Origin of the sequence: Shewanella sp. KCT (assembly GCF_007636505.1) — a bacterium.
Classification (GTDB): Bacteria; Pseudomonadota; Gammaproteobacteria; order Enterobacterales; family Shewanellaceae; genus Shewanella; species Shewanella halotolerans.
The window spans coordinates 161,370-182,983 of record NZ_LVDJ01000005.1; the positions used below are offsets into that span (position 1 = coordinate 161,370).

The window sequence follows — 21,614 nt, forward strand, 5'->3', positions numbered from 1 at the left end:
CCTTGTTGATTTATTGGCAGCGTCCATGCTGTGATAACACTCAGCTGCCCGTTATAATCTTGCTTTAAGACGAGCCATTGCCCAGCGCTGGATTATATTTGTTAATCGATTGTTGTGTAAAGGTTTGATTTTTATGCGTGAGTTTTAAGTGGCCGAGTCGCGCAGTGTGTTAGCTCGGTTAGATATAGCACTCAGCCATCGCTATCGAGGATCTTGTGAGCCGTCCCGTTTGCCCCCAATGCCAATACCCGGTTAATGCCTGTCTGTGCGACAGCATTCGTCCACTAGAAACCCGCGTCGAGCTGATCGTGTTGCAGCACCCCAGCGAGGTGTCCCATGCCAAGAACAGCGTCAAGCTGATGCAGGCGGTGATGGGGGAGCAGTTGCGGTTGGTAGTGGGGGAGACGCCGGAAGATTTTGCCGACCTGAGGGGCTATCTTGCAGCGCAAAGCGGGCCTGTGTGTCTGCTCTACCCCAGCGAAACCAGCCAGCCACTGGAGGCGTCGGTGCAGCACCATGATGCGATCTTGTTGCTGCTGGACGGTACCTGGCGCAAGGCCTACAAGTTGTTGCAGCTAAATCCTTGGTTGCTTGAGTTTACCGGGGTACACCTGGATCTCGACGCTCCCTCCAAGTACACCATACGTAAGGCCAAACGCGACGATAGTCTGTCGACTCTGGAGGCGGCGGCGCTGGCCATAGAGACGCTAGAACCTGGCTGTGATGTGTCGCCACTCCATGACGCCTTGGCGGCCCTGGTGGAGAAACGTCTGGCGGCCATGCCTGCGTCTGTGAGGCAAAGATACGAGCCCAAATAACTTGGTGATAAAACTGTGAACCAGCTATAGGTTGCCGGAAAAGCCTATGGAGTAGATCACGATAATCTGAAACGAATTAAGGTCTAATAGCGTGAGTCACTCAAGATAGAGTGGTCAGATAGCTGTGTCAGTTTACTGTCCATGCAGGGAGGCAGTATTGCCCTCGAGGCGCTGACACAGTTATCGGTTCAATGCAGGATGAAGTTTGCCTTGGTGAACTGCTCCGCCGCCGTCGGATAACCATAAAAATACCCTTGGGCGAACCCTTGGCCCATCCCCGCCAGTATCTGTTTCTGCTCCAGCGTCTCGACCCCTTCCACTACAAATTGGATCTTAAGCGCCTGAGCCAGCTGTATCATGGCCTGGCAGAGTTCGCGCCCCTGGGGATCGTTGAGTCGCTCGGCGAAGCCCGCATCTATCTTGAGCGTGTCTATGGGCAGGCTGCCCAACTTGCTGAGGGAAGAGAGCCCGGCGCCGAAGTCGTCGATGGCGATACGCACCCCTAGTGCCTTGAGGTGATTGAGAGTTGCTTTCACCCGTTTGGGTTGGCGCAGCAGGGCCGATTCGGTGATCTCCAGTACCAGGCCGTTGGCGGGCAGGCCGCTGGATTCGAGTGCATGGGTCACCTGCTTCACAAAATCCGGATGTTCCAGTTGGGTCGCCGACACATTCACGCAGGCCTGAAGTGGTTTATCTATCTCGCTGCGCCACTTGGCGACCTGCTCACAGGCAGTGGTGAGCACCCACTGACCTATGTTGATCAACAGGCCGGTTTCTTCCAGCAGGGGCACGAAGTCGCTGGCCTCGATTATCTCTGTCTCACTCTTGTGCCAGCGCAGCAGCGCCTCGACTCCCAATACCTGGCTGCCATCGAGGTTGACGATCACCTGATAGGCCAGCTGGAACTGGTTCAGGCTAAAGGCATGGCGCAGGTCGTTGATGGTCTTCAGCTTGTATTGGGCATCCCTGTGCATCTGGCTGTCGTAGAAGAGCACATGGTTGGGGCTCTTCTTGGCGCAATACATGGCGGTATCGGCAAAGCTGAGCAGCTGCGCGGCCTGGTCACTATGCTCGGGGAAACAGGCTATGCCTATGCTGGTCCCCAGGAAGAACTTCTGACCGTTGATCTCGAAGGGCGCGTCGAATATCGCCAGCAGCTGCTGTGAGATGGCCTCTATCTCCTCGCTATCCTGGCAATCGCTCAGCACCAAGGTAAATTCGTCGCCGCCGAGACGTGCGATATGGGCATTGTCGATGCAGCTGGCCTCGAGGCGTGCGGCCACCAGTTGCAGTACCTTGTCGCCAGTGGCGTGGCCGAAGCAATCGTTCACATTCTTGAAGCCGTTAAGGTCCATAAACATCACGGCGCCCGGCTTAGCGCCCACCTCCATGGCATCGGCCAGCACCTGATCCAGATGCAGCTTGAGTTGGTGGCGATTGGGCAGGCCGGTCAGGGTGTCGACCATGGCCTGCTCGGTCAGGCGCGACTCCAGCCGCTTTTTGGCGCTGATGTCGCTAAATAGGGTGACATAGAAGATCTCGCCGTCTATCTGCAGCTTGCGGCAGCTCTTCCAGGCAGGAAATTGGCTGCCATCGGAGCGTGTCTTCAGGGTCTCGCCCTGCCAGCTGCCGCGATCTTCCAGGCTCTGTAGAAAATCGGTTTGTCTTTGGCTGGCCTCGCAAAATCCCTGTAGATCCAGCGGGCTCTTATTCAACAGTTGGTCGGCGCTATAGCCGCAGATGCGACACATTGCCTTGTTGACCGCGATGATCTCATGCTGGTGGTTACTGATGTAGACGGCTTCGGCGCTGTCTTCCAATATGCTGGAGACCAACTGTGCCGGCAGGCGATCGAATCCGTTGGATACCGTCTCGCGCCGTTTTGCCCTGCGATCGGCGGGATCGAAGCGCGCCAATATCACCTGGCTGCCCTCATGATCTGCCGGCAACATGGTGACCTTGGTGGGGAGTTCACGCCCCAGCTGGCTCATGTGCAGCCAGTTGATGCTGACCACCTCGCCCTGATGGACGCGTTCGATCAGCTGCTGCGCCACCTCTATGCTGTTGATGCCGCTGGCCTGGATCCGTGGGGAGAAGTCGTAGGGGGTGGCCGTGATGAAGCTGTCGCGCTGGGTGTCGAAATAATCCAGCGTGCCCTGACTGGCCCCTATGAAGGCGTGTCCCTTGAGAACGGCTAGGTAAGCGCACTCATCCTGGCGCCAACTGTCGAGTTGCCGCTGAATCTCAGGCTGTGCGCTGCGAAGCTGCGCCAATAAGGTAAACCAAGGGCCCATAGGGTGCTCCAAGAGATGGCTCGCAAATGGGGCATAGAGCAGCTTTATATCTTGCCTGCGCTGGTCTTCTCTGTGCCAATTGGGTTAAAAATACCGCGAATCGATAAGAGACTCAAACCTAAGGACAAGTTTTTGCATGGTTTTTCAGTCATTTTTATGACATTTGTTAACAAATGCCTTTGGAGATCCGAGTCTGAGGTTTTTCAGCTTTGCGCTCGCGATAGTGCTAGAATCACCACAGACCCTCATCTGGTTAAGGATAACTGTCATGTTGACCCGCTCAATTTCTTGTATCGTCTTGGTGTTGCTCGCTAGCCTGAGCTGGGATCTGGCGGCGAAGGAACATAAGCGCATGAGCCCTAAGGCCGAGGAGGCCAGCAAGATTGCCCGCCAGACGGAGGCGGAGCAGCTGGAGAAGGCCAGAAAGGCAGCCAACGCCACCCAGGCGAGAGAGCAGGCCGTGCTCGAACGTCAGCAATCGGGCGAGTGGCAGGAAGATCAGCGCGAGAAGGCGCAGCGTCAGTTTAATGAGCGTGAGAGTCGAGAGTCTAAGTACTTAAAAGAGGCGCGCGAAGCCGCGGCCCAAGAAAGAAAAATTCCCAAACCCAAAAGCTAATTGGAAGCCCTGTGAGTCTTTGTCCCCTTTGTCATAGTGATAACCTGGCGTGCTTTCATCGCGATAAGCACAGAGCATATGAGATCTGTAATCAGTGCCAGCTGGTGAGCGTCCCCGACCAGTACCTCCTAAGCGCCGAAGACGAGAAGGCGTTTTACGACCATCACCAAAACGACAGTAAGGATCAGGGCTATCGGCGCTTCCTGGGGCGCACCTGGTTACCCCTGAGTGAGCGATTGACTTGCGAGCATAGAGGGCTGGATTTTGGCTGTGGCCCGGGGCCGACCATCAGCGTGATGGCGGGCGAGGCGGGGATTGCCATGGATAACTATGATCTCTACTACTTTCCCGACGAGCAGCTGCTGCAGCAGCAATATGACTTTATTACCATGACAGAGGTGATAGAGCATGTGGCCGATGCCTCGGCCCTGCTGAAGAGGCTGGATGCCATGATGAAGCCGGGGACCTGTCTGGCTGTCATGACCAAGCGGGTGCTGGATGAGGCCGCCTTTGCCAACTGGCATTACAAGCAGGATCAGACCCATATCCGCTTCTACAGCACGGCCACCTTCGAGTGGATCGCTAAAGCGTTTAACTGGCGGCTCGAGGTGATAGACAAGGATGTGGTCTTCTTTACTAAATGCTAAGCCTCAGATTCAGCCTCAGATTAAGCCTCAGATTAAGTCTCTGGCCGTGGCCTTAAAGACTCATTTTTAGGGCTATGCCTTAGGCTGCTGCATCAGGTGATTGATGATCACCTTCTGGGCAAAGTCGCCCAACGTCTCCTCATCCTGACTCTCATCTAAGATGAAGCCATATTGATACTGGCTGCGCCCCACGCCTGGAGGCTGGATGTTCTTGAGCAGGATAGGCACGCTGAGGGTCTCCAGCGACTGCCCAAACTTGACCTGTAAACGATAGCCCTGATTCAGGGCGCCTCCCTCAATCTCATCGCCCATGTAGGCACCGCCCTTGACCGAGATATCCTGCAGAAAGCCGCTGGAACAGACATGGGTGGAGTGGCTCTCTGCCGTGCGCTCATGTATCGAGGCGGCCAGATTGACCGGAATGCGGCAGTGTTGTCTCAGGGCCACGCTCTGCAGCACCTTGGGGTATTTCACCACCAACCAGCGCCCGGCGTTGTTGAGCAGGGTCTTGATCTGGCTGCGAAAGGCGAGGATGTTGGCCTCGGGGTCGTCGCTGTTGATCAGGCGCACCACCACACCTTGTCCCTGGGTAATATAGTCCTGGGCGGCCTGCCAGTATTTGTCCTGGCCCAGGGCGAGAATGATGGCGTTGTCCGGGTCTATGCCGATCAGCCGGGTCTTGAGCCTGATGGGCCTGAGCGGCGTGAGCACCTGCAGCTGGGCCTCTGTGTTGCAGTTGATGCGGTTTAGGTAGGCTAAATCGATCTCTGTGGCTTGTGGCAAGGCGTACTCTCCCTCGGGTTAGGTGTCGTCATACTTGTGTCTTAGCATGGCACAAAAGCAATAAGTTACAATTCTCTCGCGTGATACTGGCTACAACAGACTTGATCTTATTTATAATTTCGCCTCTTATAGTTGTCGATGATTGGGGGCTCACAAACGATGCCACCAGATACCGAGAAAAACTCTATCTGCTCACGAATGAGGGAACGACAGATGATGCGAAAGATTATCGCACTGTGCCTTTCCATTGGGGGAATCCTCTCCTCCATGGGGGCGCAGGCAACTCAAGCCGAAGACATAAAAAGCTTCACGTTAGATAATGGCATGAAAATCATGGTGCTAGAAGACGCCTCGATCCCAAATGCCAACATGTATCTATTTTGGAAGGTGGGATCCCGCAACGAGGTGCCGGGCATCACAGGGATCTCTCACTTCTTCGAACATATGATGTTCAACGGCTCGAAGAAATTTGGTCCTAAGATGTTCGACCGCACCATGGAGGCGGCGGGCGGCGCCAACAACGCCTACACCACAGAAAACCTGACCGTCTACACCGACTGGTTCCCGGCCAATGCCCTGGAGACCATCTTCGATCTTGAGGCCGACCGTATCGCCCATCTGGATATCAATCCTGAGATGGTCGAGAGTGAGCGTGGCGTGGTCGCCTCCGAGCGCACCACAGGCCTGGAAAACTCTAACTGGCGCACCCTGCAGGAAGAGATCAAGGGCGCCGCATTTCGCGCACACCCCTATAGCTGGTCTGTCATAGGTCACGAGTCGGATATCGCCGCCTGGACCCAGGACGATCTGGTGCAGTATCACAAGACCTACTATGCGCCCAACAACGCCGTAGTGGTGATTGCCGGTGATGTAAAGCTTAACGAAGTCAAAGCCTTGGCCAACAAGTACTTTGCGCCGATCCCCGCTCAGACTCCGCCCCGCGAGGTGAAGACGGTCGAGCCTTTGCAGAAGGGTGAGCGCCGGGTCTTCGTACAGAAGGCCTCGGTCAGCACGCCGAACGTGATGCTGGCCTACCATGTGCCGGCGACCTCGAATCAGGACTACTACGCCCTGGACTTGTTGTCTTCTATCCTGACCACGGGCAACAGCTCGCGCCTGTATCAAGGCTTGGTGGAGAAGCAGGTGGCCATTGAGGTGGAAACCTATATGCCGATGAGCTTCGACCCTAACCTCTTCTATGTGATGGGCGTTGCCAACCCAGGCATCACAGCCCAGGAGCTGGAGAGCGGCATGATCGGCGAGATCAACCGTATCGCCCGCGACGGTGTGACCCAGGATGAGCTTGAGAAGGTGAAGAATATCAAGCTGATGAATTTCTACCGCGCCATGGAAACCATTAACGGCAAGGCCAACACCTTAGGAACCTACGAGCTCTATTTCGGCAGCTTCGACAAGCTGTTCAATGCGCCTGAGGCTTATAACAAGGTGACCCCAGAAGATATTCAGCGTGTTGCGCAAACCTATCTACGTCGCGCCAACCGCACAGTTGCCGTACTGGCGGCCACAGAGGAGAGTGACCAATGAAGACCCTATTGACTCAAATTCCCCAAGGCTTTGCCAAGCTGGGCACGGCGGCCATGGTGGCCGGCGCCCTGGCACTCTCGGGCTGCGCCGCGACGACAACGAGCCAGACGGTCGACACCGGCAGCTTCAGCATGCCCGCCTATGAGCAGTATCAACTGAGTAACGGCATGACTGTCTATCTGATGCCACAGACAGAGGTGCCGCTGATCACCGTCAGCGCCGTGGTACGCGCCGGTGCGGTCAAGGACACCACCTCTGGGGTGGCCAACATGACCGCCAAATCCTTGTTGCTGGGCGCTAACGGTAAGAGCAAGTCAGATATCGAGCAGATGGTCGACTTCTTAGGTGCTTCAATTGCTGCCGATGCGGGTAAGGAAGGCAGCTTTATCGATGCCGACTTCATGGCGAAAGACACAGACAAGATGCTGCCTCTGGTGCGGGATCTGCTGCGCGCTCCCGACTTCGATGGCGGCGAGTTCGACAAGCTGCGTCAACGTGAGATGGCGGGCCTGGCCCAGGAGAAGGAGAGCCCACGTGTGGTGATCCATCGCTACTTCGATAAGCTGGTATTTGGCGATCACCCCTACGGTAATCCGGCATCGGGTACCCGTGACTCGCTGGCCGAGTTGACGGTTAACCAGCTGCGCGCCTTCCACAAGAGCTATTATCAGCCACAGAACATCGCCATCTCGGTCGTCGGCGATTTTAAGCCAGGCGAGATGAAGGCAAGACTCGACAAGCTGTTTGGTGATTGGCGCAACGGCGAGGCGATCGCCAAGCAAGATCTAGCTGAGGGTCAGCCATCGCTGGATGCCAGCAAGGTACTCTTGGTCAACAAGGGCGATGCTATCGAGACTACCTTCCTTATCGGTGGTAAGGGCATTAGCCGCAACAATCCAGATTACGTGGGGCTGCAGGTGGTCAACACTATCCTGGGTGGCCGTTTCACCTCATGGCTCAACGACGAGCTCAGGGTGAACGCCGGTCTGACCTATGGTGCCCGCTCGGCCTTTACCCCCTATTCACAAGGGGGCGTATTCAGGATCAGTACCTTCACCAAGAGCGATACTACCAAGGAGGCGATCGATCTGGCGCTGAAGACCTATTCACGTTTGTGGCAGACTGGGATAGATCAGCCGACCCTAGACTCGGCCAAGGCCTATGTGAAGGGGCAGTTCCCGCCTAAGTTCGAGACCAGCGAACAGCTGGCCGGCCTGCTGTCGAGCATGTACCTCTACGGCTTCGACGACAGCTTTATCAACGACTTCCAGAAGAATGTTGATGGCCTGACCCTGGCGGAGACCCAGCGCCTGGTGAACAGCTACTTCCCACAGGACAAGCTGCAATACGTGCTGATTGGCAATGCCAGCAAGATCGCCGATATCGCCGCCCAGTATGGTGAGGTGAAGCAGGTGGAGATCAATGCGGTCGGCTTCTCGCAATAAGCCTTCTCAATAAGAGATAGCTTAAATCATAAAGGCTCGTCGGCTAACGCTGGCGGGCCTTTTTTATCGGCGATTGGCGCCAGCATATGCGGGTGAGCGGTTCGCATTTCGATGGGCTTTCATCTAGGGTTAACTAACACCTTAACTAACACCTTAACTAACACCTTAACTAAGTCTTAGCCCAGCCCTATCAGGAGATGCCCATGACCCAGGATATACCGCCTCGCTGCGACACATGCGCCTGTGATGACGCCGACTGGTGTCACCTGCAGGAGACCACTAAGCTGCTGCTATTGGCGACGGCGCAGATAGAGCTATCGCTCACCGATGGCGACCATAATGTCACCGGCCTCGGACAGCTGTTTACCCAGATGGCCGGGCATCTTACCGAGGTCAATCGTCACCTTCATGGCACGGCCGATACGCCTGCGGCGATTCTGGCCCACAGCGATAGCCTGATGCAAGCCATCGACAGCGGGGTGATGGCGTTTCAGTTCTACGATCGCATCTCCCAGCGGCTGAATCATGTGATCACCGCGCTGAGTCTGATGGAGGCCATGTTGGGGGATGAGCAGCGGCGCCACTCTCAGGCGGCCTGGGCAAACTTGCAAGGGGAGATACAGGCACATTATTCTCTCGATTGCGAGCGGCAGATGTTTGCGGCCCTGCTTGAGGGCGTGCCGATACACGAGGCGCTAAACGCCTATCGAGAAACTCATTTACACCAAACAAAACAAGATGTTGAACTATTTTAAATCGCTCATTTTATTCTCGGCCATGCTGTTTTCATCGATGGCATCGGCGGAGAAGATAGCCTTGCCCGACTTCTGTCAGGCTCTGGCGGGGAGCTGGCAGGGGGAGGCGTCCAGGCCCAAAGGACAGGTAAAAGCGGTACAGGTACAGGGGCTCTGCAGCGGCGATCGGCGTCAGCTGATGCTCTCGGTGAGCGAGCACGCCAGCCACCCGCTGAGCGAGACCTGGTGGTTTCGCGAGGGAGATGGTGAGATAAAGCTTACCTATTTTAACGGCGTCGACCCGGATAAGACCCTCTTCTTTACCCTGTACCGGGAGGAGAGCGGCTTCTCTCTGCTGGGCAAGGGCCTAGTGCAGCAGCGCCCGGCGATGATCCGCCTCAGCTTCGTGCCACAGGGAGATGGCTGGTTATGGCTACAGAAGGTGCAATATTTGGATCAGGACGATGACGATTATCAAGTCTATCGCGGTATCGCCCTCAACCCTGCCTCATAAATTCACAGAAAGGGTTTAGCAGGCGCCCTCGTAGCCGAGCTGACGCCAGGCCTCATAGCTGATGATGGCGACCGAGTTAGACAGGTTGAGGCTGCGGCTGCTGGCGGCCATTGGGATGCGCAGGCGCTGGCTGGTGGGAATAGATTCTATGATTTCCATCGGCAGGCCGCGGGTCTCGGGGCCAAATAGCAATACATCGTCCTTCTCGAAGGCTATTTCGCTATGGGGGCGACTGCCCTTGGTGGTGCAGGCCATGATGCGCTTGCCGGCCATGGCAACTAGAAAGCTCTCGAAGTCCTTGTGGCGGGTGACCCGGGTCAGATCGCTATAGTCCAGCCCGGCGCGGCGCAGCTTCTTCTCTTCAAGATCGAATCCCAGAGGCTCGATAAGGTGCAGCTGGCAGCCGTTGTTGGCGCACAGGCGGATGATATTGCCGGTATTGGGGGCAATCTCTGGCTCATAGAGGGCGATATGGAACATCTTGGCTTACCTTTGAACGGATGAGCGGCGATTATAAGGGAAATGACTATGGGGGGAAACCTCACGGTTTTAGTGGGATTTTTGCCTGGTATCCATGTCCGCAGATGCATCTGTACCAGCTTATTCTATCTCTTCGATTTAGCGACATCTGCTGCTGGCAGGTTTTTCCAGTTGGTTTGTTTTAGTGAATGCTGATAAGTTCTATGAATTACAGAGAGTTAAGACTTGGCGTTTTTCTCGGCTCGCAGAGAAAGGTACATGGGCACTATATAAGGTTAGGTGTACTAGATATGAGCATCAATTTCCGGCCGTTTAATAAGAGTGACGGTAATTACTCGAAAGTGATCGATCTTTATAAAGAGGCATTTCCCGGTGCGCAGCGCATACCGACATTTCTGCTTCGTTTTAAACTGAGAAAGGGTAAGAAGGGCTTTAGCGTACTTTATGATGGAGGAAAGTGGATTGGTCTTATCTATCTCACTCAATACAGGGATATTGTATTTGTACAATTCTTGGCAGTAACGGCATCAATCCGTTCTAAGGGCTATGGAAGTAAGGTCATGGATGCCTTAGGTGATCTGTACCCAGAAAAAAGGATGGTATTGAACATTGAAGAAGTTAATGAGCAGGCAAGAAATTATCAGCAACGAATAAAGCGCAAAGCCTTCTATGAAAAAAATGGTTTTATTTCTACCGGTTATCTCGTTAAAGAGCCAGACCAAATGCAAGAGATGCTCATACGTGGGGGAATCATAAGTAAGAAAGAAATAGAGCTAATGTACAAGGAGTTGCTTGGTAATATTATTGGTTCTCTCATTCGCCCGAGAGTAATCAAGGCCTGATCAATATTCTTGCCTATGGCGAGACTTCAACAATCGGCATGGCAGGCATTTTAGGGCGATACATGGAAGAGCCCAATCTCGTGATCAAAGGGTCGGTGACCTTCCCGGCATCAAGCGGACATTTTCCATAGCCCTATGGGTTAGATGTGAAGGAACGACGCATCTGTAAGCACTCTTTTGGCACGCCACAAGCACACCCATGTGGGCTCCGCGAAAGCCTCCTTGATTTCGAGGACCAAAAGTGTGCTTGCTCTGAGTTGTTCCCCTCCATTGATTTGGCGGCGTTTGGCGTCACACACTTACTCACTCCCTGTTACTCTTCCATAGGTTGGCTTTTATCTGCTATCGACCTATTGCCTATTTATTGCCTAAGGCGGATCGCCTAGCCTTGATTGATGACATTCAGGACAGAGAGAGTGTGATGGAAAACATTGGCAGATTGCGGGATTTTATGCAGTCCTTTACCCGGCTGGTTGAGCAGGTCGGCAGCGAAGAGGTGCGTATATTTACCGAGGGTAAGGCGCTGCTATCTGAGCTTATTGCTCATGATGACTGGCTACCTCATGCTTTTGCTCAGCCGAGTACTGAGAGCTATCGGCAGTATCTGCTCTACTGCGATCCAATGGAGCGTTTCTCTGTGGTGAGTTTCGTTTGGGCGCCCGGGCAGACCACGCCTGTTCATGACCATACCGTATGGGGCATGGTGGGCGTGCTGCGCGGCGCCGAGCGCTGCGAGGAATATGAGCTGGATGAGGCTGCCAGCTGTCTGCGGGCCTGCGGCAGTCATGAGTTGCCCGTCGGCGGTGTCGATCTGGTCTCGCCCGATATCGGCGATATCCATAGGGTTTCTAATGCTCTATCGGAGGGGGTATCTATCAGCATTCATGTCTATGGTGGCAACATAGGTGCGGTGCAGCGGCATGTTTATGACCCCGATACCGGGGGTAAGAAGCCATTTATATCTGGGTATTCGAATAGTGTAGTGCCGAATATATGGGATCGCTCCGGCGAGTAGGCCGATTGAGATAGTTGGGTTACTAGCGCCTAGATTGAATATCCTTTACTGTGGCCATGCATCAGGAGTTAGCCAATTGGTGCAATTAGCTTAGAATGATGCATTGGCTAAGTAATAGATTAAGTAATAGATTAAGTAACGGACTAAGTAATGGATTGAAGTCATGGAAGAAAATGTTGTAAAGCAAGAAGGCTGTTACCTTTCTACTCTAGAGCATATGCAAACCTTTGTCGGCCGATGGTTTTATATCTATAACGATAGGGGCGAGCTAACGCTGACAGCTGAATCGATAACATTTAAGAGTCAGAAAAACGCATTTGTTATCCCCTTGAATTCAATCTCTAATATTGAATCTGGGATTTACCCACGCACGGCTAAACCTTTTCCTCTCAAGTACATAAAGATCACCTACATTGATGAGGGAATAAGCCACGCTTTAATGTTAACGCCCTGTAAGTCAGGGTTCTCGTCTGTCTGGACAACGAATAAGTCGGTAGAAAATTGGTTGTCGGTATTGGATGGCGTTTTGAAGGTCGAACCTTCGCGGCAACCTAGCGCCTGCCCGGCGAGGGATGTGCAGATACGCCTGTGAGACGCCGTGAATAAGTCCCTTTAGGCTCTGCCGAAACATCCATGTTTCGGAAGCTCACCGGCGTATCTACACTCAGTATCAAACGTCTCTTCGATTTGGCGGTGTTGGGGAGAGAAGGGAGGTAAAGCGCTAACTTATTTATGCCCCAAATTGAGTTAGTATGTTGTCGGTGGATCATTCACGAGCAGACTTTCAGGCTTAGTAATGATCATCGGTACGCCCCTGTGCTGTAATTCACTACTCTCGATCAAAAACTGGATAAGGATACAGTTGTATTAAAATCATAAGGATTTTGAACGATTTTCATCCTGTATTCGTGCGCGTTTTCTCATTTCGCCTTAAATAAATTCATTTAAAATTAATGGCTTATGCCATTCGTTAAGTGGGTAATAGGTTTGGAAAACGCGCATGCGCGTTTTTCCAGATGGTGTATTTTAAGCAAAGGTGATAACTTCTTTGTAATACAATCAGTTAACAATGCGTGTTTTCACTGGTCTAATGAGGTAAACGCGCATGCGCACTAATAAAATGTTAAATTTTAAATTGACATAGGTGTAAAATGTTAGAAACAAGAATATTGTTTATTGATACGCAATACTTTGTGAAGAGTAACTTTAATTTTTCTTCACGCCCTTTCTTAACATTAAAAGAGCTATGCCAAGAAGGGGAGCTACGATACTTATTGACAAGTGTTGTAGAACAGGAGGTCGATGGAAAAATAGAAGACTCTATTCGAGAAGCTTTAAACTCTCTGCAATCATTCAAAAAGAAAGCTGGTGTCTTGTCGACGATTGAAGATGAACACCTCTCATCACTATTCTCTGACGTTAATGAGCCCGAGGTATATCAGAAAGCAAGTCAGGTTTTTCAGCAATACAATGCAGATTGCAATTACGAGTATGTCGAAGCTGACGCTATAGATCCGGAGCATTTGCTATAATTGTACTTTCAGCAAAAACCGCCTTTTGGGGTTGGTAAGAAGAAAGCAGAATTTCCAGATGCAATCTCTCTCCTCTCATTAGAGAGTTATCTTGAAGATAATGAAAAAATTTATATTATCTCGGATGACAAAGACTTGAAGACATACTGTGAAGGCAATGACCGTTTAATCACATTAGACAGTTTGGAAAAGCTTCTCGATGTTTATAACCAACATACAAACGCTCGAACTGAAAAAGTAAAAGAATACATCGTGGCAGAAAGTGAGCAGATCCAACGCATGTTCAGGGATTATGTCGAAGATTGTGATATCTACAATAGTTCAACTTGGGAAGATGCAGAAGTCGAAGAGTATGAGGTCAAAAATGTTAGTGATTTTGAAATTAACGTTATTGACATTGATGATGAAGAGAGTCAAGTAACCGTTGAAGCTAGTGTTGATCTTTTTGTTGAAGTGGTGGGCCCTGACTTTGCTAATGGCACTTACGACAAAGAGGAGGGCTTCATTTATACGTTTGGTTCAACGAAAAGAGAAGAAACATTCACGTTAACACTTACAGCTGAATTAGATTTGCAATATACGTTTGAAAATGGCGAACTTCATGAACCTCATATCTCAATGTTTACAATTCCTTCATTACGTGGAAGTGTTGAAGTTAGTGTAGAAGAGCACCCTGAACCAGACTGGTACTAATTGAAATTTAACAAAGCATTTAAGAGTGATTCGCAACGCTTGGCAGTTTCGCTTCGCTCAAGTATAGCCAAGCGCCGCTCACACCTTAATGCGGCGTTATGTGGCTAAGGACAGTCAATGAATGTGTCCGTAAAAGTTACTTTTCTAGTTATTGAACGACCTCCTCATAGGTTTAGGTATATAGGTAGTATTTGGCCAAGAGTCCACTATCTAGATGGTGTTGATACTAGCTGCAGACTGATGTTTCCTGAAGATGTGGAAGCGTGTGATGGAGATACAGTCGAACTCAAAATGAGTTTTCTAGATGATGAAATTCATCAATCTAAAATGTATGAGGGTATGCCGTTTGAGCTTTACATATGTAGTGTCAAAATCGCAGAGGGGCAGGTACTCAGACTTGAAATGTAGCTACATAACCAGTCGCTCAAGATTACTCCGTCAGCTACGGCTGGTTCCGTGAGACTGGCGCGTAGCAAGGCGTTAGTTGATTATGGAGTATAAATGGGTAATTGGAACAATAATGGTAGCTCTAATAATAATCCAATAGCATTTGGAATAGGTATAGGAATAGCTATTGGCTCTGGACTTGGAGTTGCTCTTGGGAATTTAGCTTTAGGTATTGGAGTTGGAATTGCAATTGGTGTAGCTATAGGCCTGGAACAAAAGAAAAAACAAGAAAAAAGTGACGATGAGTAGGCTAGTAATCAGCAACTAACAAGCGCATTCAACTGGCCAAATACTGGTTGGCTCCTACGCCGTGCTTCGGATATTAGCCAAGCAGCATTTGCCCGTTAACGCGGGTGTTATGTAGAAATTTCACAAAGGAAGTTTATGATGAATTTAAACGCAACTCTCTGGGGGCAAATCCTCTTCGTCTTAGCGCTAATAGTCATTTTTTTCACAGTAAGGTTTGCACAGGGTAAAGCGAGCAATGTTCCTTTGGTTGGCTTTTATGCATTTCTACTAAACTTCTTAATTCCGCCTGGTGGCTGGATTTATTGCGGCTATTGGTATTTTAAAAAGTCCTAACTGAGAGCGGTTAGTTTCAATGTAGGCTTTCGAGCGCCAACTCGTTTTTGTCCAATTGAATTTTATTGTCAGGCTATCCATTAACGTTTAATCGAAGAGACGATAGATACAAGTGTAAGCACGCTTTTGGCTCTCGGCGGCAAGGACGCCGCCGTGAAGCCTCCAGGGACGGAATATCGGCGTGCCAAAAGAGTGCTTGCACATAAGCCTGCCGCAGGCAATTTATACACCATGAAGCTATGGCTCAAACTAACGTTTCAAATATCAAAGTTGATTTGATATCCAGTAAATAAGGCCTTTGCTTAAAGGCCATTCAGGTATCCATGCGCTGCACCTGCCGCAGGCAATTAATACACAATGAAGTCATGGTTCAAGGAAACTCTTTAAACAGCAAGGTAGTGTGATGCTCACATACTAAGACCTTAGCTGAAAGGCCATTCAGATCCCCTCGCGCTGCACCTGCCGCAGGCAATCGATACACCATGAAGCCATGATCCAAAGCTCCCCTTCCAAGTCTCAAATAGATTTGATGTAGCTACTTAGATAGCTGTCCCTTCATGAGGGGATAGCGCCAGCTGAGACAGGGTCTCAGCTGACATTGGGTTGAGCTAGTTTGCTAGGTTAGAAGAAACCCAGCGGGTTGACGTCGTAGCTGACGAGCAGGTTCTTGGTGTTTTGGTAATGGCTGAGCATCATCTTGTGGGTCTCGCGACCTATGCCTGACTTCTTGTAGCCACCGAAGGCGGCGTGGGCAGGGTAGGCGTGGTAGCAGTTGATCCATACGCGTCCGGCCTGAATGCCGCGGCCCATGCGCTGGGCGCGGTTCATGTCGCGGGTCCATACGCCGGCACCCAGGCCATATTCGGTGTCGTTGGCGATGGCCAAAGCCTCGGCCTCATCTTTGAAGGTGGTGACCGAAATGACCGGGCCGAAGATCTCCTCCTGGAAGACGCGCATCTTGTTGTGGCCCTTGAGTATGGTAGGTTCGATATAGAAGCCGCTGCTCTGATCGCCAGATAGCTGACAGCTGGTACCACCAATTAGCACCTCGGCGCCCTCGTTGCGGCCTATCTCCAGGTAACTCAGGATCTTATCGAATTGCTCCTGGGAGGCCTGGGCACCTACCTGGGTGTCGGTATCCAGCGGGTTGCCCTGCTTGATTGTCTTGGCGCGGGCGATCACCTTGTCGATAAACTTGTCGTAGATGGACTCGGCGATCAGTACCCGTGACGGACAGGTACAGACCTCGCCCTGGTTGAAGAAGGCCAGCAGCATGCCTTCAACCGCCTTATCCAGATATTCATCTTCCTGATCCATCACGTCGGCAAAGTAGATGTTGGGTGACTTGCCGCCCAGCTCTACGGTTGAGGGGATCAGCGACTCGGCGGCGCACTTGAGGATATGGTGGCCAATCTGAGTCGAGCCGGTGAAGGCCAGCTTGGCGATGCGCTTGCTGACCGCCAGTGCCTGACCCGCCTCGGTGCCGAAACCGTTGACGATATTGAGCACGCCGGCTGGCAGCAGGTCTTGGATCAGTTCGACCATCACCAGGATGGAGACGGGTGTCTGCTCGGCGGGCTTGAGCACTATGCAGTTACCGGCGGCCAGCGCCGGGGCGATTTTCCAGGCGGCCATCAGCAGCGGGAAGTTCCAGGGGATGATCTGGCCGACGACGCCCAGCGGCTCGGGAAAGTGGTAGCTGACGGTGTTGTTGTCGATATCGGCGGCGCTGCCTTCCTGGGCGCGGATACAACTGGCGAAGTAGCGGAAGTGATCCACAAACAGCGGCAGATCGGCGTTCAGGGTTTCGCGTACTGCTTTACCGTTCTCCCAGGTCTCGGCCACGGCCAGAAATTCCAGATTTTGCTCGACGCGATCGGCTATCTTCAGCAGTAAGTTAGCGCGTTCGGTCACCGAGGTTTTGCCCCAGGCATCTTTGGCGGCGTGGGCGGCGTCCAGTGCCAGCTCGATATCGCGCTCGTCCGAGCGGGCCACCTGACAAAACACCTGGCCATCGACGGGTGAGCGGTTATCGAAATATTCCCCGCCCACAGGCGCGACCCACTGCCCCCCAATGAAGTTGTCGTAACGGCTGTTGAAGTTAACTATGGCATCTGTCGTACCTGGCTTGCTGTAGATCATCTTGAGCTTCCTTGTATGGTTTTGTCTTGTCGAAAGACGCCTCTGCCGGGCGCCCTATTTTTATGTTTAAAAAACAACAGGTTTAAATTTTTTATCTGTGCCCCATTTGAGTGTCACGCTTGTGTTCATTAGGGCGCAGACTCAGGTTAGCTAACGCAAAGCCTAGGCCAAACTGGCAGGAGTTGTGATGTGGCTGGAGTAACAGTATGATGAAAAACTAATTTTTGATGTCCGAATGTGCGTGGTCCAGGATGGTGTAGCACTGGCAGTTGGCATGCACTGTGACATAAGTGCGCATCTCGGGTGTGCCAAAATGGAACACTGTTATGACGATAGCTCCACAGACACAGGCTTGGTTGTCTGACTCATGGTCTCGTAGTCAGGGCGCAGGGTTAAGCGAAGCCAAGTTACCGCAAGAATTACGACTCAACGCCGACGCGCTCGCCGAGCGGCATCACGCCAACAAGCAACTCATCAATCTCACCAAACAGCATGCATTGCCCCTGTTTAATCAGATGATGGCCCACAGCCAGAGCCGGCTGATCCTCTCGGATCGCGACGGCTATGTGCTCTGCCATTGGGGCGTCAGCCGCTACTCGGACAAGCTGGCCAACGTCGCCCTGGATGTGGGGGTCAATTGGCGCGAGGAGCATAAGGGCACCAACGCCATAGGCACGGCCCTGACCGCCAGGCAGACGGTGTCTGTGATCGGCGAGCAGCACTTCATCCGTCACCACAGATTTATGAGCTGCACCGCCAGCCCTATCTTTTCCCCCGACGGAGAGTTGCTCGGCGCCATCGACATCACCAGCGAGCAGCAGCGTCATACCCAGCAGACCCTGGTGCTTATCGCCAGCCTGGTGCAACAGATAGAGACTGCGCTGCTGTGTCATCTACCCGGTAGTCACTACCGCATCGATCTCGCCGAGCAGCCGTCGCTGATCACCTCAGGCTGGCAGGGGATAGTGGTGGCCAATGTCGACGGCAAGATCTTAGGATGCAACGCCATGGCCAAGCGTCTGCTACACAGGCCGCGCATCGGCGACGATATCGACCGTCACCTGGGTGCAAGCTGGAACAGCGGTGAGCAGGTGTGTCAGGACCAACGCCTGCACCTCAAGACCCAGCAGCTGGTCGAAACCCGGCCCAGCCAGCTGGTGAGCCAGCAGATAGGCGTGCGTTTTCGCGATCCTAAGCTAGAGCGCGCTTGGCAGCAGGCTAACAAGGTGGTGGGGCGTAACATTCCTCTGCTGATCTGCGGCGAGACTGGGGTGGGCAAGGAGCAATTTGTGAAGAAGCTCCATGGCCAGAGTGCCCGCGCTCAGGCGGCCCTGGTGGCGGTTAACTGCGCCGCGCTGCCCGCCGATCTGGTGGAGTCAGAGCTGTTTGGCTATCAGGCTGGGGCTTTCACCGGCGCCTCCCGTCAGGGATTCGAGGGCAAGATACGTCAGGCGGACGGCGGCTTTCTGTTTCTCGACGAGATAGGCGAGATGCCGCTAGCGACCCAGAGCCGCCTACTTAGGGTGCTGCAGGAGCGCGAGGTGGTGCCTGTGGGCGGCAATCGCAGCTACAAGGTGGATATTCAGGTGGTGGCCGCGACCCACGCGGATCTGCGCCAGCTAGTGAATGAGGGGGCGTTTAGGGAGGATCTCTACTATCGTCTCAACGGCCTGCAGGTCTCACTGCCGCCCCTGCGTCAGCGCGCGGATATCGAACGCATCATTCACAAGCTGCATAGGCGCTATCGTCAAGCGCCGCAGCAGCTCTGCCCTCAGCTACTGAGGCGACTGCTGGCCCATGACTGGCCGGGCAACCTGAGGGAGTTGGATAACCTGATGCAGGTGGCCTGCCTGATGGCCGATGGCGATCCCGAACTTAACTGGCAGCATCTGCCCGACACCCTGCAGGCCCAGCTGCAGGGGCCTGAGCAGGCGGACAAGCAGATGGCGGCCTGCGAGAGTGAGCTTAGCCTGATGGTCAACGCCAATATCGTCTCCAGCTTCCACAGATTTGAGGGCAACGTCAGCCGCTGTGCCAAACACTTAGGGATCAGCCGCAATACCTTGTATCGAAAACTCAAGGCATTGGGGCTCAAACCCTGATCTAGCTATGCGCAAGCTGCATGCAGTTCATGCAAAATGTGCAGTGTATTCATGATGGAAGATGCACTAATCTGTCAGTCCATTTTGTTGTTAAGGAGGCCCCATGTTCAAGGCACTCGTATTGACCCAGCTAGATAGACAGACCCAAGCCGATGTGAAACTGCTGCCTGAGAGCGATCTGCCCGAGGGTGAGGTGCTGGTGGAAGTGAGTTACTCATCCCTCAACTATAAGGATGGCCTGGCGATCACCGGCCTTGGTAAGATCATTCGCGAGTTCCCCATGGTGCCGGGCATAGACTTCGCCGGTGTGGTGAGCGAGTCGGCCGACTCTAGGTTTCAGCCCGGTGATGAGGTGATCCTGACCGGCTGGGGCGTGGGTGAGAACCATTGGGGCGGCATGGCCGAGAAGGCGCGGGTGAAGGCCGACTGGCTGGTACCCATGCCTAAGGGCTGCGACGGCGCCAAGGCGATGATGATAGGCACGGCTGGCCTGACCGCCATGCTGTGTGTGCAGGCGCTGCAACAGGCGGGCGTCACCCCAGAGCAGGGCGATATCTTAGTGACAGGTGCCAGCGGCGGCGTAGGCTCGGTGGCCGTGACCTTGCTGGCTCAGCTTGGCTATCGCGTGGTGGCCAGTTCGGGCCGGGTCGAGGTCAACGGCGACTGGCTAAAAGCCCTGGGCGCCAGCGAGGTGATCGATCGCAGCGAGCTCGAACAAGACAGCCGTCCGCTGGAGAAACAGCGCTGGGCGGGTGTGGTCGATACCGTAGGCAACAAGGTGCTGGCTACGGCACTGGCGCAGATGCAATATGGTGGCAGCGCCGCCATCTGCGGCCTGGCGGGCGGTTTTGCCCTGCCAACGACTGTGATGCCCTTCATTTTGCGCGGCGTGAACCTCTTGGGTATCGACTCTGTGGCCTGCCCTATCGACAAGCGCGTTAAGGCATGGGAGAAGGTGCTTGAACTCCTACCCGAAAGCTACTATCAGCAGGCCTGCCAGACCATCAGCCTTGAGCAGCTGGGCGAGTACGCCGACAAGATAGTCAAAGGCAAGGTCACCGGCCGGGTATTGGTTAAGGTGTAGTTTTTAGTCTCAGATATAGAAGTGGCCACTTGGCCACTTTTTTTTGCCTGCTCATCGGCTAATAGTATCTCTAACGCTAAGGCGTGGCTCGCCGCGCCTAGGGCTTCCCTTGCTGGCCAAGTAGCGGCCGAATGAGTTCGGTGATTTTGCCCCGCAACCAAGCCTGGGCCTTATCCAGCTCGCAGCGCGAATGCCAAAACAGACTGTAGTTGAGCGCGGCGATCTCAAAGGGCAGGGGCTTGACCCTGAGTCGGTGGCGGGCGGCGGCCATCTCGGCCAGTCCCTCGGGCAGGGTGATAATGAGGGGATGAATCGACAGTAGGGCCAGGGCGCTGTCTAGATGTGCGGTACGTAAGCACTCGTGCCGGGGTGGATGCTGAGCGATGGCTGCATCGACTATCGCCTTCACGCCGTCGCTGATGGCGATGGTGGCGTGGGGATAGTGCAGGTAATCCGTGAGAGTTAATGGGCGATCCGCCACAGGGTGATAGCTGGAGACCAGGCAGCTAACACCAACACGACCCAGTGGCGTGCTGGCAAGTGGCGACACCTGACCCAAGGCGCGGCAGATTGCCATATCGACCCCTTGCAGGCTGAGCTGCGAGGCGAGCGTCTGGTGCTGTACCGGTAGGATATTCAGCCTGATGTTTGGCGCCTGTTGATAGATCTCCGGCAGGATGAAGGGCAAGAGACCCTGAATGGCAAAGTCGGTGGCCGCCAGGGTAAAGGTTTGCCTGCATTGGCTGGGCACGAAAGCATTGGGCGTCAAGAGTGTGAGCAGTTCGCTGGTCGGCCCCTGAAGCTGCCGGTAGCAGTCCAAGGCGTACTGGGTGGGTACCAGTTGCTGACCCACCCGAGAAAACAGCGGGTCATCCAGCATTTGCCTTAGCCGTGCCAAGATACGGCTGGTGGCTGATTGGCTCAGGTGTAACCGTTTAGCGGCGCGGGTGACGCTGCACTCCTCGACCAAGACTTGCAGGGCGATTAATAGGCTTAAGTCCTGTCGATAGATATCTTCGAGTTCCATAGGTCGGCTGAGGTAGGTCTACATAGGGCCTAACTTACCAGTGCGGGCCAGCTCTTGCCTGACTTTTTATCTTGCCGTCGAGCCATATCTCACTCCTCTCGGGGGTTATGGACTGAGGTGTCATGCTTTGGAATGGTTTCCAAAATACTCACAAGGTAGTGTTTCTGGGTGATTTTTGAGCTGGCTACAAGTTTGGTTATGTTAGCAAGTTGTTTTAAAAACAAGTGTTGATTCACTCCCGTTTTGGAACCCATTCCAGCCCTAAGATGGCG

General features: G+C 53.3%; 19 protein-coding genes and 1 pseudogene. 15 read left to right on the forward strand and 5 right to left on the reverse strand.

Annotation, left to right across the window (positions count from 1 at the left end; translation table 11 throughout):
- Positions 1 to 215: 215 nt before the first annotated feature.
- Positions 216 to 818, forward strand: a complete 603-nt coding sequence (locus AYI87_RS09305) for a tRNA-uridine aminocarboxypropyltransferase (protein WP_144201481.1) — start codon at positions 216 to 218, stop codon at positions 816 to 818.
- A gap of 188 nt (positions 819 to 1,006) precedes the next feature.
- On the opposite strand, the gene AYI87_RS09310 is transcribed toward AYI87_RS09305, so the two are convergent.
- Entirely contained in the window at positions 1,007 to 3,112 is a 2,106-nt protein-coding gene (locus AYI87_RS09310; protein ID WP_144201483.1) for a putative bifunctional diguanylate cyclase/phosphodiesterase, read from the reverse strand.
- Between the two features lie 268 nt (positions 3,113 to 3,380).
- Between AYI87_RS09310 and AYI87_RS09315 the strand changes: the two genes are divergently transcribed.
- Positions 3,381 to 3,728 carry a hypothetical protein gene (locus AYI87_RS09315; RefSeq protein ID WP_144201484.1) on the forward strand — a complete coding sequence of 116 codons (348 nt, stop codon included), beginning with the start codon at positions 3,381 to 3,383 and terminating at the stop codon, positions 3,726 to 3,728.
- An 11-nt stretch (positions 3,729 to 3,739) separates the two neighbouring features.
- Entirely contained in the window at positions 3,740 to 4,375 is a 636-nt protein-coding gene (locus AYI87_RS09320; RefSeq protein WP_144201486.1) for a class I SAM-dependent methyltransferase, read from the forward strand.
- A 72-nt stretch (positions 4,376 to 4,447) separates the two neighbouring features.
- On the opposite strand, the gene AYI87_RS09325 is transcribed toward AYI87_RS09320, so the two are convergent.
- Entirely contained in the window at positions 4,448 to 5,158 is a 711-nt protein-coding gene (locus AYI87_RS09325) for a flagellar brake domain-containing protein (RefSeq protein ID WP_144201488.1), read from the reverse strand.
- A gap of 213 nt (positions 5,159 to 5,371) precedes the next feature.
- Between AYI87_RS09325 and AYI87_RS09330 the strand changes: the two genes are divergently transcribed.
- From AYI87_RS09330 to AYI87_RS09345, 4 genes are all read left to right on the forward strand, one after another.
- A complete protein-coding gene (locus tag AYI87_RS09330) occupies positions 5,372 to 6,703 on the forward strand; it encodes a M16 family metallopeptidase (protein ID WP_144201490.1) in 1,332 nt (443 codons plus the stop codon).
- A gap of 53 nt (positions 6,704 to 6,756) precedes the next feature.
- Positions 6,757 to 8,148 carry a M16 family metallopeptidase gene (locus AYI87_RS09335; RefSeq protein WP_409928969.1) on the forward strand — a complete coding sequence of 464 codons (1,392 nt, stop codon included), beginning with the start codon at positions 6,757 to 6,759 and terminating at the stop codon, positions 8,146 to 8,148.
- A 203-nt stretch (positions 8,149 to 8,351) separates the two neighbouring features.
- Positions 8,352 to 8,903: a hypothetical protein gene (locus AYI87_RS09340; protein ID WP_144201494.1), complete on the forward strand. Its 552-nt coding sequence runs from the start codon at positions 8,352 to 8,354 to the stop codon at positions 8,901 to 8,903.
- Positions 8,887 to 9,396 carry a hypothetical protein gene (locus tag AYI87_RS09345; RefSeq protein ID WP_144201496.1) on the forward strand — a complete coding sequence of 170 codons (510 nt, stop codon included), beginning with the start codon at positions 8,887 to 8,889 and terminating at the stop codon, positions 9,394 to 9,396. Before AYI87_RS09340 ends, AYI87_RS09345 begins: the two co-directional genes overlap by 17 nt.
- Before the next feature lie 15 nt (positions 9,397 to 9,411).
- Here AYI87_RS09345 and trmL read toward each other — a convergent pair whose 3' ends face one another.
- Positions 9,412 to 9,876, reverse strand: coding sequence for a tRNA (uridine(34)/cytosine(34)/5-carboxymethylaminomethyluridine(34)-2'-O)-methyltransferase TrmL (trmL, locus tag AYI87_RS09350; RefSeq protein WP_144201498.1), 465 nt, complete (start codon positions 9,874 to 9,876; stop codon positions 9,412 to 9,414).
- A 290-nt stretch (positions 9,877 to 10,166) separates the two neighbouring features.
- Here trmL and AYI87_RS09355 point away from each other — a divergent pair, with 290 nt between their 5' ends.
- The 6 genes and pseudogenes from AYI87_RS09355 to AYI87_RS09380 all read left to right on the forward strand — a co-directional run bounded on the left by AYI87_RS09355 (position 10,167) and on the right by AYI87_RS09380 (position 14,654).
- Positions 10,167 to 10,718, forward strand: coding sequence for a GNAT family N-acetyltransferase (locus AYI87_RS09355; RefSeq protein ID WP_144201500.1), 552 nt, complete (start codon positions 10,167 to 10,169; stop codon positions 10,716 to 10,718).
- 421 nt (positions 10,719 to 11,139) lie between these two features.
- Positions 11,140 to 11,733, forward strand: coding sequence for a cysteine dioxygenase (locus AYI87_RS09360; protein WP_144201501.1), 594 nt, complete (start codon positions 11,140 to 11,142; stop codon positions 11,731 to 11,733).
- A gap of 163 nt (positions 11,734 to 11,896) precedes the next feature.
- Positions 11,897 to 12,325, forward strand: coding sequence for a hypothetical protein (locus AYI87_RS09365; RefSeq protein WP_144201503.1), 429 nt, complete (start codon positions 11,897 to 11,899; stop codon positions 12,323 to 12,325).
- A 559-nt stretch (positions 12,326 to 12,884) separates the two neighbouring features.
- Positions 12,885 to 13,958 (forward strand): annotated as a pseudogene (locus AYI87_RS21430) (PIN domain-containing protein).
- Positions 13,959 to 14,075: 117 nt separating this feature from the next.
- On the forward strand, positions 14,076 to 14,366 hold the full coding sequence (locus AYI87_RS21325; protein ID WP_222116773.1) for a hypothetical protein: 291 nt from the start codon (positions 14,076 to 14,078) through the stop codon (positions 14,364 to 14,366).
- Between the two features lie 93 nt (positions 14,367 to 14,459).
- On the forward strand, positions 14,460 to 14,654 hold the full coding sequence (locus AYI87_RS09380; protein WP_144201509.1) for a hypothetical protein: 195 nt from the start codon (positions 14,460 to 14,462) through the stop codon (positions 14,652 to 14,654).
- Positions 14,655 to 15,608: 954 nt separating this feature from the next.
- On the opposite strand, the gene AYI87_RS09390 is transcribed toward AYI87_RS09380, so the two are convergent.
- Positions 15,609 to 17,129: an aldehyde dehydrogenase family protein gene (locus AYI87_RS09390; protein ID WP_144201511.1), complete on the reverse strand. Its 1,521-nt coding sequence runs from the start codon at positions 17,127 to 17,129 to the stop codon at positions 15,609 to 15,611.
- Between the two features lie 326 nt (positions 17,130 to 17,455).
- Between AYI87_RS09390 and AYI87_RS09395 the strand changes: the two genes are divergently transcribed.
- Both AYI87_RS09395 and AYI87_RS09400 read left to right on the forward strand, forming a co-directional pair.
- Entirely contained in the window at positions 17,456 to 19,231 is a 1,776-nt protein-coding gene (locus AYI87_RS09395; RefSeq protein WP_144201513.1) for a sigma-54-dependent Fis family transcriptional regulator, read from the forward strand.
- Positions 19,232 to 19,334: 103 nt separating this feature from the next.
- Entirely contained in the window at positions 19,335 to 20,315 is a 981-nt protein-coding gene (locus AYI87_RS09400; protein WP_144201515.1) for an MDR family oxidoreductase, read from the forward strand.
- 97 nt (positions 20,316 to 20,412) lie between these two features.
- On the opposite strand, the gene AYI87_RS09405 is transcribed toward AYI87_RS09400, so the two are convergent.
- On the reverse strand, positions 20,413 to 21,342 hold the full coding sequence (locus AYI87_RS09405) for a LysR family transcriptional regulator (RefSeq protein ID WP_144201517.1): 930 nt from the start codon (positions 21,340 to 21,342) through the stop codon (positions 20,413 to 20,415).
- Positions 21,343 to 21,614: the final 272 nt, after the last annotated feature.

Coding starts and splice junctions, on each gene's coding strand:
- AYI87_RS09310 (WP_144201483.1), bottom strand. CDS start 3,112: ATGGGCCCTTGGTTTACCTTATTGGCGCAGCTTCGCAGCGCACAGCCT.
- AYI87_RS09315 (WP_144201484.1), top strand. CDS start 3,381: ATGTTGACCCGCTCAATTTCTTGTATCGTCTTGGTGTTGCTCGCTAGC.
- AYI87_RS09330 (WP_144201490.1), top strand. CDS start 5,372: ATGATGCGAAAGATTATCGCACTGTGCCTTTCCATTGGGGGAATCCTC.
- AYI87_RS09335 (WP_409928969.1), top strand. CDS start 6,757: ATGGTGGCCGGCGCCCTGGCACTCTCGGGCTGCGCCGCGACGACAACG.
- AYI87_RS09340 (WP_144201494.1), top strand. CDS start 8,352: ATGACCCAGGATATACCGCCTCGCTGCGACACATGCGCCTGTGATGAC.
- AYI87_RS09345 (WP_144201496.1), top strand. CDS start 8,887: ATGTTGAACTATTTTAAATCGCTCATTTTATTCTCGGCCATGCTGTTT.
- trmL (WP_144201498.1), bottom strand. CDS start 9,876: ATGTTCCATATCGCCCTCTATGAGCCAGAGATTGCCCCCAATACCGGC.
- AYI87_RS09355 (WP_144201500.1), top strand. CDS start 10,167: ATGAGCATCAATTTCCGGCCGTTTAATAAGAGTGACGGTAATTACTCG.
- AYI87_RS09360 (WP_144201501.1), top strand. CDS start 11,140: ATGGAAAACATTGGCAGATTGCGGGATTTTATGCAGTCCTTTACCCGG.
- AYI87_RS09365 (WP_144201503.1), top strand. CDS start 11,897: ATGGAAGAAAATGTTGTAAAGCAAGAAGGCTGTTACCTTTCTACTCTA.
- AYI87_RS21325 (WP_222116773.1), top strand. CDS start 14,076: ATGAATGTGTCCGTAAAAGTTACTTTTCTAGTTATTGAACGACCTCCT.
- AYI87_RS09380 (WP_144201509.1), top strand. CDS start 14,460: ATGGGTAATTGGAACAATAATGGTAGCTCTAATAATAATCCAATAGCA.
- AYI87_RS09390 (WP_144201511.1), bottom strand. CDS start 17,129: ATGATCTACAGCAAGCCAGGTACGACAGATGCCATAGTTAACTTCAAC.
- AYI87_RS09395 (WP_144201513.1), top strand. CDS start 17,456: ATGACGATAGCTCCACAGACACAGGCTTGGTTGTCTGACTCATGGTCT.
- AYI87_RS09400 (WP_144201515.1), top strand. CDS start 19,335: ATGTTCAAGGCACTCGTATTGACCCAGCTAGATAGACAGACCCAAGCC.
- AYI87_RS09405 (WP_144201517.1), bottom strand. CDS start 21,342: ATGGAACTCGAAGATATCTATCGACAGGACTTAAGCCTATTAATCGCC.